Source organism: Brachyspira pilosicoli, assembly GCF_019402445.1.
In the GTDB taxonomy this organism is placed as follows: domain Bacteria; phylum Spirochaetota; class Brachyspiria; order Brachyspirales; family Brachyspiraceae; genus Brachyspira; species Brachyspira pilosicoli_B.
Map to the genome: position 1 here is coordinate 1 of NZ_SRZM01000311.1, position 10,885 is coordinate 10,885.

The window sequence follows — 10,885 nt, forward strand, 5'->3', positions numbered from 1 at the left end:
AAACAATATTAAAAATCCGATAATATACATATAAAACATTTGGAGGTAAAAAATGAATGTATCTATTAATTCTATTTATTCATCTAAAATGTTTCCATTAACTGGACATATGTATAGTGCAGGACTTAATGTGTATAATTTATCTGATTCTATTAGCAGAATCAATGAATTTGTTTCTGGACAAGGTACTTCAGTTAAAGTAAATTATAATTTAGGAAAGAATTTAGATGTATATGCTTAAAAAATTAGTATAAGCCAGTTGTAATTTTAGCAATTGGCTTATTTTTTAAATTTCATCTGAAATCAAAAAATCCTTAAAATAATCCGTATAATCAACTTCAAATTTCATAATCTCGCCACTAATAGGATGCGTAAACTCTATTTGCTTTGCTATAAGCATTAAATTACTATAATTTGAATAACTCTTAGAATAAATTTTATCACCGGCCACTGGAAAACCTTTGTATGAACAATGAACTCTTATTTGATGAGTACGTCCTGTTTTAATATTAACTTCTATTAAAGTATGCTTTTTAAATCTATTTAATACTTTTACATAACTCAAAGCTTTCTTACCGTCTTCACGAACTGTCATTTTTTTTCTATATACGCTATGCCTTCCTATTGGTAAATTAATCTCATAAAAATTCTCTCTCAATACCCCTATAACTATAGCATGATAAATCTTTTTTATTGTTCTGTTTTTAAATTGTTCTTGAATAGCAGAAACTATATCAGCATTTTTTCCAACTATCATTATACCAGAAGTATCTTTATCTAATCTATGTATAATGCCTGCCCTACTCTTATCACCAACAAAATTAAAATCTTTCACATGATAAAGCAAAGCATTAACCAAAGTGCCGCTCTTTTCAGAAGGAGAACAATGAACACTCATATTGCAAGGCTTATTTACAATCAATAAATATTCATCTTCATACAAAATATCTAAATCAATATTCTCTGCTAATATATCATCTTCTTCGTTTTTATTATCATCTGTTTTTATATTAATCTCTACAATATCATTAAGCTTTAGAGAATATGAAAGTTTTTTTATATTACCATTAACTAGTATTGAAGATAAATAATTTTTTACCTGAGACCTGCTTATATTTAATTTCTCGCTTACAAATATATCAAGTCTTTTATTTAAATCTTTTTCTTCTATTGAAAATTTACACATTTATTATTTATTTTCTTTTTTTGCTTTTTTAAAAGTACTATCAAAATCTTCTTTAAAGAAAAATACTCCCACAGCTATAACTACAATACCTATAGTAATGGCAGCATCAGCAATATTATAATTCCAAGGAAATCTAATATTCAAATTAAAACCCATATTAATAAAATCAGTTACAAATCCCCTCATAACTCTATCTAATAAATTACCCATAGCTCCGCCTAATACCATACTAAAACCAATAATAGATATTCTCTGTTTTTTCTTATCTATTATAGTTATTATATAAAACACAACAATCATTGCTAAAAAAACAACAACCTTTAAAAACTCAGGTATAATATGCTGTATAACCTCTGGTACATTATTGAGAAACCCAAAAGAAACTCCATAATTTCTTGTATATATAAATATTAATATATCTCCAATAATATTTTTATAAACAATAGGCTGTAAATACTTATCAATGAAATATTTTGAAACAGTATCTGCTATAAATATTAATATGGATATTAAAAAATATATCTTTTTGTCTTTTATCTGCAATAAAATCTTACTCATAAAAAATAAATTCCTTATATAATCAAGTGCTAATAATAATTTATATTAATAAAAATTACAACCTACAAAAAACTAAATTAAAAAAATTATATTTACAAATTAATATAAAATAATTCTTTTATATTGATATTATATATTTTTTGTATATAATTTACTATTATGAAAAATGGAAAAGTAATATTTCCGGGTACTTTTGACCCTTTTACTTTGGGACACCTTGATGTTCTCTATAGACTTGCTGATATATTTGAAGAAGTGTATATATCTGTGGCTGTAAACTTAGAAAAATCTCCAACTTTCACTATAGAAGAAAGAAAGGCGATGATTGAAAAAGTGATTGGAAATAATGATACAATAAAAATTGTGTCTATATCTGGGCTTGTTACAGAATATATGAAACAAAATGATATAAGAGTATTGGCTAGAGGAATAAGAGACAGTGAAGATTTATATTATGAACTTAAAATGTCAAGAATGAATAAATTATTATATCCAGAGATGGACACTATATTCTTACATACATCTGAGCATTATGCTTATATAAGTTCATCACTCATTAAAGAGATACTTAAATTTAATGGACCTATAGATGGTTTAGTTCCAGAAGTTTTAATAGATGATATTAAATCCAAATTCATAAAAAAATAAAATAATAAATAAAACATCAAAAAACGAATAAAGATTAGAATATGAAAAATTTTTACTTAGAAAATTATGGCTGCCAAATGAATAAGGCAGATTCAAATAGTTTAATAAACTCATTAATGCAAGAAGGCTTTATACAAACAGAAAATCATGAAAATGCTGATAACATTATAATAAACACATGCAGTGTAAGAGCACATGCTGAAGAGAGAGTTTTTTCAAGAGTAAAGCTATTTAATGCAAACAGGAAAAAAAACAAAAAAGATACAAAAATCATCATCATGGGTTGTATGGCTCAAACTTCTAAAGAGCATCTTGAGAGTTTAGGAGTTGATAAAATATTTGATGTGTATAATGAAGTTAATATTATAGACTATTTGAAAGATGAAGAGGTTTTTGTAAGAAAGTTTAATGATAATTATATATTTAACAAGTCTTATGTTGATGAAGACAAACCGCATAAAGCCTTCATACCTATTACGCATGGATGCAACAACTGGTGTACATACTGCATAGTACCTCACACTAGAGGAAAGATGATTAGCAGGAAATCTAACGAGATATTAGATGAAGTAAAAAGGCTTATTGATGAAGGAGCTAAAGAGATTACGCTTCTTGGGCAGAATGTTAACTCTTATGGGCTTGATATTGATAATGAAATAAACTTTACAGAGCTATTATATAAGATAGACAAAGTAATAGATGAAAAAGCAAAAGATAAAGTGTGGATAAGATTTTTAACTTCACACCCTAAAGATTTTGATAAGAAATTAGCTGATGCTATATGGAGTTTAAATAGCTTATGTAAGCATATACATCTTCCTTTTCAAAGCGGTTCGGATAGAATATTATCTTTAATGAACAGAAAATACACAAAAGAAGAATATATTAAAAAAGTATCATATCTAAGAGAGCATGCTGATGATTTCCCTATTTCTACGGACATCATAGTTGGTTATGCTGATGAAACTGAAGAAGAATATCAAGAAACATTGGATTTACTTGAAAGTATTGGTTTTGAAGAGGCTTATTTATATAAATATTCTGAGAGAGAAGGCTCTATTGCATACAAAAAGAAAGTTCAATATGATAAAGTTGCAGGTGCAAGAAGACTTACTCAAATAGTTAATTTTCAGAGAGAATTGGCACAAAAATTACTCTCTAAACAAGTAGGAAAAAAAGCTTATATTATGATAGATGATATTGCTAAAGATAATATGCATTATTTGTGCAGAAGCAAAGAAAATAGAATAGTTTTAATAAAAAAAGAAAAAGAACTTAATATGGGTGATATATATTACTGCGAGATAACAGAAATAAAAAATCATACTTTGATTGGAAATTTAATAAATTAAAAAAAATATTCAAATAATTTGTGAAAAAAAAATTCATTTTCTGTTTATATATTTGCAATTTTTTTTGTTAAATGGTAAAATTTTATTATAATAATTTTAGGGGTAGCATCTTGAGTTGTAATATTTGTGGCAAGAATCTTGCCGTTTTACATATAAAAGAATCTATAGGCAATAAAAAATACGAAATGCATATCTGTGAAGAATGCGAGAAAAAAATGAATATAATGGAAAAATGCATAGAACTTGAATTTAATAACTTGCATACAATATTTCCAGAATCTAAACCAGTTGTTGATATAAAAAAGAAAAGTGTAAAAAGACCTAAACTAAAAGATAAAATATGCCCTTCTTGCGGTTATTCTTTAAGAGAGTTTAAAAAAACAGGAATAATGTCTTGTCCTCAATGTTATGAAAACTTTTCAAAAGATATAGCTAAATATTTAAGAAAAATACATACTTACAACGAACACCTTGGAAGAGTTGCAAATAAAAATCTCACAAATAGAGATATAGAAGAGAAAATTAAACAATATGAAGCTACTATGGACATGCTTATAAAAATAGAAAACTATGAAGAAGCTTCTATTATTAAAAATAAAATAGAAAACCTTAAACAAACTTTAAATATAAAAGAAACTTTAAGTGAAAATAAAGATGTCCACAGATAATATTGCTAAATGGATATATAAAAAAGGCTTAGAAGATAATATTATATTATATTCTAAAGTATCTATATATAGGAATATAGACAATATTAAATTCTATAATCATATAGATAAAGATGATATAGAAAAAATTGACAATATTCTCACAAAAGAAATAGAAGAACTTAGAATATTAGATATTCATCTTGAAAAAATAAAGTTAAGAGAGCTTTCTGCGTTAACTATTAAGCTTTTAAAAGAGAATCTTACAATACCAAATAAAAGAAATTTATTAAACGCTTCTATATATATTGATGAAGATGAAGAAACATCTATCTTAATAAATTCTAATGAACATTGTGAAATACAAACTATAGCTAGAGGCTTAGAATTAGAAGAATGTTTTAACAGAGCCTATAAAATAGAGAGCATGTTGGATAAAAAAATAGACTTCGCTTTTAATAAAAAATTCGGATATCTAACTAGCTCACCAGAAAAAATAGGTATTGCAATGAATGTAACAGTATCTATGGCAATACCAGCTTTAATATGGAAAACACCAGACAATATAGAATATTTTATTAATAAAGCATCAAAAAAAGGCTTTGATATATCAATTAGGGCAGGAAGAACAATGCCCGTACTTAATATAACAAATAGAACTATGATGGGTATTTCAGAGAGAGATGTTTTAAATAATATGCTTGAAATCGTAAATTATATTCTAGACAAAGAGAAAAAAATGCGATTAAAAATAAAAAATATGAATAGGCTCAATATAGAAGATAAAGTTTATAGGAGTAAGTCTTTACTATCAAATGCGAGAGTTATGAATTATATGGAGTTTATAAAGCATAATTTATGGCTTAGGGTTGGGCTTGATTGCAATATTATTGATGATATAGATTTAGATACTTTATCTTATATGATATTTATTACTAAGAATAATCATTTAAAATCAATGTTTAATAACAAAAAAAAGTATAAAAAAGCTTCTGAAATGAGAGCAGCTGCACTAAGAGATATAATGAAATAATTTTACTTCATTAATTCTTTTATAATATCTAATATATTAAGATGTTTCACTCTATTAGAAAGGTTAATTGGAAGAAGAGAAAATAATTTTAATTTACCATTAATAACATGTATTATAAAATCTGACTTTTTTAAATTAACAAAATCTGATATTAAATTAGAAGTTTCTTTATTATAAAACACAACATTAATATTAACGCTTGCAGATGAATGAGATTTAATAGCTATATTCTCTGACACACAATAAGCAAACTTTTCATCTCTGCTGTTAATAAGATTGCACTCAAAATCATCTAAAACCATTTTTATTGGTGCATTATTTTTTATATTAACAACAATATTCACATTTGTAGAGTCCCATTCAAATTTTATTAGCTCAAAACCTCCCAAACTATAATCTATAGGTATTTTCAAATTATACTCCTTTTAAAGATAAAAAAGAGCTATAACCTTTATAAAGATTATAACTCTTATTTTTTTAAATAAATACTTAAAATGCCATTAATTAGCCAATTTTAAATTACATTCATGCTCTTCTTTTTTATACATAGCCTGTCTTTTCATTAGTAAGTCAAAATCAACCAAATGACCGTCAAATTCAGGACCCTCAACGCAAGCAAATTTAGTTTGAGTACCAACTAATACTCTACAGCAACCACACATACCAGTACCATCAATCATAATAGGGTTCAAACTAACAGTAGTAGGAATGTTATACTCTTTAGTAAGTTTACAAACAAATTTCATCATAATAGCAGGACCAATAGCTATAACCTCAGAAATTTTTTCACCCCTATCATGTATCTTTTTAATCATATCTGTAACTAAACCCTTCTCACCATAACTTCCATTATCAGTACAAACCAATAGTTCATCAGATACTTTTCTCATCATATCTTCCATAATAATAAGTGATTTATCTCTAGCACCTAATATAGATATCACTTTATTACCAGCATTATGATGGGCCTGTACTATAGGATGTAAAGGAGCTATACCAACACCGCCTCCAACACCAAGTATAATACCATCTTTCTTTTCAATATGAGTAGGCTGACCTAATGGTCCTATAACGTCCATTATCTCATCACCAACTTTAAGTTCCATCAATTTAGCTGTGGAATAACCAATACTTTGAGTTACTATAGTAATTGTTCCTGCTTCAGGGTCAGCATCAGCTATAGTAAGAGGTACTCTCTCCCCTAACTCGTCTAATCTAAAAATAATAAAATTACCTGCTTTACGATGTTTAGCTATATCTGGAGCTACAACTTTCATCATAAAAACCTTATCTGACCATTGTTCTTTGGCAACAATTTTATAGCCCATAAAGATTTCTCCTTAAAAATATAAAAATTATTTAAATTTATTAATTATTTTCTGTTGTTGTTGTTTCTTCTGCTGATTCTTCTTTAGCAGGTTCTTCAGATTTTATTAAATCGGAATGTTTAGGTATTTTTACGCCAAGTCTTTCTACTAAGCGAGCTTTTTTACCTACTTTATCTCTTAAATAATAAAGTTTAGCTCTTCTTACTTTAGCTTTTCTTATAATATCAATATGGTCTATTCTAGGAGAGTTTACTAAGAATATCCTCTCAACACCTACACCATAAGATATTTTTCTAACTATAAAACTTTTATTGATACCTTTACCACGCATTGAGATAACAACACCTTCAAATGCTTGTAATCTTTCTCTATCACCTTCTATAATTTTTACCCATACTTTTACTGTATCACCTATTTCAAAAGGCAAAATAGCTTCTTTTTTATGTTTTGCTTCTACTAATCTAATCTGTTGCTCCATTGATTTTTCTCCTAAAAAATTTATATTAATTTAATTAAATACACTTTATAGAAGTTATATTCTATCACAATATACTAATTTAATCAAGTATAATATATAGAATTTTTTATACAATATATTATTAATATTTAACTTATAATTTTACGAAATTATGATTTATTAAAAAGGCAATTATTTATTTGATATTGATATAATTTTATATTATTGTTATAATTTTTAAATATGTACAAAAATAAAAAAAAGAATAAAAGCAATTTCTATAAAAAGAATAAATCCGATAATTCTTCATTTTTAAGCAAATTACATAAAATACTGTCACATAGGCTTTATTTTATGTTTATACCGCATTCTAAAAAGAAAACTAGAACTTTATCTATACCTATATATGGGCTTTTAATAATAGTTTTAATTATAGCGGTAGCTCTATTAATAACATTTTCATCTCTTACAAAAAACACTGTTATTGCAAGCAAAACACTAGTTCTTACTGGAAGCTATCAAGAGAGGCTTGAAGAGATTAATTCTTTAGAAAATCTATTTAATTCAGTATTTTCTAATGATTCATATAGAGAAGATATGTCTAATATGATGAATAAATTTAAAATAGAAAACACTAATTTAATAAATACAAATAATATTGATAATATAGCACTTTTAAATGCTAGAGCTAAAGAGTTTGAAAATTTAAAAAATTATTTGGAAGAATTGAAAGCTAATATTAATTCTAAAAACACTTCATTAGAATATGTGCCTACAATTACACCAATAGATTCTAGATATGCAGTTATATCAAAACCATATCAAAAAGACTCTCTTTTATCAAAAGGCATAGGCTTTCAAACAATAGCGGGTACACTTGTTAGAGCAACAGCCTCTGGTACAATTAATAGTGTAGTATACGATAAAGATGAAGGAGTAAGCATAGTTATTTATCATAGATATGGTATCATAACTACTTATAAGGGATTAGCTACTACTTCTGTAAAAACAAATGTTGATGTAAAAAAGGGTGATATTATAGGAAATGCCAAAACAGGCGAACTTGAATATGAATTAAAATTAGCTTCTGAATATGTTAATCCTTTAATTTTTACAACGCTTAATTATGAACAGCAAGAATAATATAAAAAATGGAATAAAATATACGGCTTTAGGTATTGAGTTTGGAAGTATAATACTGGGACTTGCTTTTGTTGGAAATTTAGCTGATAAAAAATTAAACACTTCTCCATTATTTACTATAGCTGGTATATTTTTTGGATTTATATCTGGCATATACAGACTTTATCAACTTTCTAAGATTATAGAAAGAAATAAAAAATAGATAAAGTATTTAAGGATTAATTTATGGATAATATAATAAATAGTTTGCTTGATACTGATTTATATAAATTCACGATGCAGCAATGTGCTTTAAGGCAATTTTCTAATGTTTGGGTAAAATATATTTTTAGAAGTAGAAATATATTAGAATGGACTAAAGAAATGCATGATGAGCTATTAAAGCAAATAAAGCATTTTTGCAATCTTTCATTTAAAAAAGATGAACTTGAATATTTAGCTTCTCTTAGATTTATAAAGAGAGATTATATAGAATTTTTAAAATTATACAGACCATTAGAAGAACATATTAATGCTTCTTTTGAGGATAATAAATTAACTGTTTCAATAGAAGGTCCATGGTATCAAACTATTATTTGGGAGATACCTGTACTTGCTATGATTAGTGAAGTATATTATTACTACACTATTTGTAAGACTAATGGAGAAGAAGCAGTTTATAAACAAGGCGAATCAAACCTAATAAAAAAACTAGATGATAAATTACTTCCTATATATAAGGCTGAAAATGGATTTAAATTTTCTGATTTTGGTACTAGAAGAAGATTTTCTTTTAATTGGCAAGATAGAGCTATTTCTATATTAAAAGAAAAAGTTCCTGCTGATTGTTTGGTTGGCACTAGCAATGTATATTTTGCAAAGAAATATAATTTACTTGCGGTGGGCACTAATGCTCATGAATATTATCAAATTGGGCAGGCTTTAGATAAAGTAAGACTTGCGGAGAGTCAGAAATTCATGCTTCAATCTTGGGTTAATGAATATAGGGGGGATTTAGGTATTGCATTATCTGATACTTTGGGAACGGATAAATTCTTAAAAGATTTTGATTTATATTTTGCAAAACTCTATGACGGCATAAGGCATGATTCTGGAGACCCTATTGAATGGGGATACAAAGTTATAAAACATTATAAAGACTTAAGAATTGACCCTAAAACTAAAACTCTTCTTTTCTCTGATAGTCTTAATTTTGACAAAGCTTACAATATATATAAAGAGTTCAAAAATGAAACTAAAGTTACATTTGGAATAGGCACATTTATTATGAATGATTTTGAGCCTATTGCTAAACCTCTAAATATTGTAATGAAACTTCAAATGGTTAATGGTAAGCCGGTTGCTAAGTTATCTGATGATGAAGGCAAAACTATGTGCGATGATAAAGAGTTTTTGCATTATTTAAAAATTGTTGCTATGGAATGATTAATTATTTTATGATAAAAAACATTATATTAATTTTTATATTTATATTATTAATTTCTTGCAATAGAAACAATAATATAGTTACAGTTAATGAAATAGAGCCTAATGATAATGAAGAGTATGCTCAGTTTATAGAATCTGATATAAGCTTAAAAGGAAACATTAAGATTGATGATATAGATTATTATCATATTAAGCCCACTAATGGTTTTATAATGAACTTTGGACTTTATGCTAATAATGATTCTAATATTGTATTAGAGTTTTATAATAAAGAAAATAAAGATATTGTTTTTAGAGTAGAAACTAAAAATGCTAAAAATTATTTTGGAAATATAGAATTAAAAAATATTTTATTAAATGAAAAAGAATATTTATTAAAATTAACTTCTGAAGATGAAATTGATTATAACATCAAACTGAATTTTTCTGAGGATTATAAATATAAAAACGGAAACGAATATAATGATAATATCTTATATGCTGAAGAGATAGAATATCCAAATCAAAAAATAAACGGCTTTTTTATTAAGAAAAATTTAGTTTTAGATGAAAGGATTAAACCATATTTAAAAAATTATAATATAATAGATATAGACTTTTATAGAATAAAAAACAAAACAGATATAGATTCTTATATAAATATTATACTAGAATATAAAGAAGATATAGAGATTATACTTTTTGATGAAAATTATAATTTTTTAAGAAAAGAAATAAATAAAATTGACAATATAAGTTTTAGCAAAAATAAGGAATATTATATAGCATTAATTTATTATGGAGAAAAATATTTAATAGAGCAATATATTTTGCATTATGAGTTTAGTAATAAATAATAAAAAATATTTTTAAGTTTTTTGTTCGTGGTGGCTTTGCCCCATGCAAAGCGTGCCCTTAGGGTACACACCCCCACTTATTTTACGACCGTAGGAAGTTCCTTCGGTATTGGTATAAAAGAAGCTCATATCCTTCGGATACGCTACGCGAAGAACTGCATTTTTTGGCTAAAAAACTATTATCTTATACTTTATCATATTCAAAATATACAAAGCTAAAATATTTGTACTTTTTGCAACTTTTTGCTACGGGAAAAAGTTGAATAAAA

Annotated in this window: 14 protein-coding genes; 9 read left to right on the forward strand and 5 right to left on the reverse strand. The window is 26.0% G+C overall.

Features of this window, described 5'->3' with window-relative positions; all coding sequences use genetic code 11:
• The first annotated feature begins 52 nt into the window (after positions 1 to 52).
• Complete coding sequence (locus E6A48_RS09770) at positions 53 to 241, forward strand: hypothetical protein (protein ID WP_219710025.1); 189 nt, start codon at positions 53 to 55, stop codon at positions 239 to 241.
• A 45-nt stretch (positions 242 to 286) separates the two neighbouring features.
• Here E6A48_RS09770 and E6A48_RS09775 read toward each other — a convergent pair whose 3' ends face one another.
• Together E6A48_RS09775 and lspA are read right to left on the reverse strand one after the other, a co-directional pair.
• Complete coding sequence (locus E6A48_RS09775; protein WP_219710026.1) at positions 287 to 1,186, reverse strand: RluA family pseudouridine synthase; 900 nt, start codon at positions 1,184 to 1,186, stop codon at positions 287 to 289.
• A gap of 3 nt (positions 1,187 to 1,189) precedes the next feature.
• Positions 1,190 to 1,744 carry a signal peptidase II gene (gene lspA, locus E6A48_RS09780; protein ID WP_219710027.1) on the reverse strand — a complete coding sequence of 185 codons (555 nt, stop codon included), beginning with the start codon at positions 1,742 to 1,744 and terminating at the stop codon, positions 1,190 to 1,192.
• 159 nt (positions 1,745 to 1,903) lie between these two features.
• Between lspA and coaD the strand changes: the two genes are divergently transcribed.
• The 4 genes from coaD to E6A48_RS09800 all read left to right on the forward strand — a co-directional run bounded on the left by coaD (position 1,904) and on the right by E6A48_RS09800 (position 5,424).
• Positions 1,904 to 2,392 carry a pantetheine-phosphate adenylyltransferase gene (gene coaD, locus E6A48_RS09785; protein WP_013244652.1) on the forward strand — a complete coding sequence of 163 codons (489 nt, stop codon included), beginning with the start codon at positions 1,904 to 1,906 and terminating at the stop codon, positions 2,390 to 2,392.
• Positions 2,393 to 2,433: 41 nt separating this feature from the next.
• Complete coding sequence (gene miaB, locus E6A48_RS09790; RefSeq protein ID WP_219710028.1) at positions 2,434 to 3,744, forward strand: tRNA (N6-isopentenyl adenosine(37)-C2)-methylthiotransferase MiaB; 1,311 nt, start codon at positions 2,434 to 2,436, stop codon at positions 3,742 to 3,744.
• A 110-nt stretch (positions 3,745 to 3,854) separates the two neighbouring features.
• Positions 3,855 to 4,412 carry a UvrB/UvrC motif-containing protein gene (locus tag E6A48_RS09795; RefSeq protein ID WP_219710029.1) on the forward strand — a complete coding sequence of 186 codons (558 nt, stop codon included), beginning with the start codon at positions 3,855 to 3,857 and terminating at the stop codon, positions 4,410 to 4,412.
• Entirely contained in the window at positions 4,399 to 5,424 is a 1,026-nt protein-coding gene (locus E6A48_RS09800; RefSeq protein ID WP_219710030.1) for a guanido phosphotransferase, read from the forward strand. Before E6A48_RS09795 ends, E6A48_RS09800 begins: the two co-directional genes overlap by 14 nt.
• Positions 5,425 to 5,426: 2 nt before the next feature.
• Here the strand turns inward: E6A48_RS09800 and E6A48_RS09805 are convergent, their stop codons facing one another.
• From E6A48_RS09805 to rplS, 3 genes are all read right to left on the reverse strand, one after another.
• Positions 5,427 to 5,837, reverse strand: a complete 411-nt coding sequence (locus tag E6A48_RS09805) for a hypothetical protein (protein ID WP_219710031.1) — start codon at positions 5,835 to 5,837, stop codon at positions 5,427 to 5,429.
• 87 nt (positions 5,838 to 5,924) lie between these two features.
• A complete protein-coding gene (locus E6A48_RS09810; protein WP_013244647.1) occupies positions 5,925 to 6,752 on the reverse strand; it encodes a sulfide/dihydroorotate dehydrogenase-like FAD/NAD-binding protein in 828 nt (275 codons plus the stop codon).
• Positions 6,753 to 6,792: 40 nt separating this feature from the next.
• Complete coding sequence (gene rplS, locus E6A48_RS09815) at positions 6,793 to 7,230, reverse strand: 50S ribosomal protein L19 (protein ID WP_013244646.1); 438 nt, start codon at positions 7,228 to 7,230, stop codon at positions 6,793 to 6,795.
• Between the two features lie 222 nt (positions 7,231 to 7,452).
• Here rplS and E6A48_RS09820 point away from each other — a divergent pair, with 222 nt between their 5' ends.
• Genes E6A48_RS09820 through E6A48_RS09835 form a run of 4 tightly spaced genes read left to right on the forward strand, consistent with a single transcriptional unit; the run spans position 7,453 to position 10,616 of the window.
• Positions 7,453 to 8,352 carry a M23 family metallopeptidase gene (locus E6A48_RS09820; RefSeq protein ID WP_219710032.1) on the forward strand — a complete coding sequence of 300 codons (900 nt, stop codon included), beginning with the start codon at positions 7,453 to 7,455 and terminating at the stop codon, positions 8,350 to 8,352.
• A complete protein-coding gene (locus E6A48_RS09825) occupies positions 8,336 to 8,554 on the forward strand; it encodes an AtpZ/AtpI family protein (protein ID WP_219710033.1) in 219 nt (72 codons plus the stop codon). Before E6A48_RS09820 ends, E6A48_RS09825 begins: the two co-directional genes overlap by 17 nt.
• Positions 8,555 to 8,577: 23 nt before the next feature.
• Positions 8,578 to 9,777, forward strand: a complete 1,200-nt coding sequence (pncB, locus tag E6A48_RS09830; RefSeq protein ID WP_219710034.1) for a nicotinate phosphoribosyltransferase — start codon at positions 8,578 to 8,580, stop codon at positions 9,775 to 9,777.
• 11 nt (positions 9,778 to 9,788) lie between these two features.
• Positions 9,789 to 10,616, forward strand: a complete 828-nt coding sequence (locus tag E6A48_RS09835; RefSeq protein ID WP_219710035.1) for a DNA-binding protein — start codon at positions 9,789 to 9,791, stop codon at positions 10,614 to 10,616.
• Positions 10,617 to 10,885: the final 269 nt, after the last annotated feature.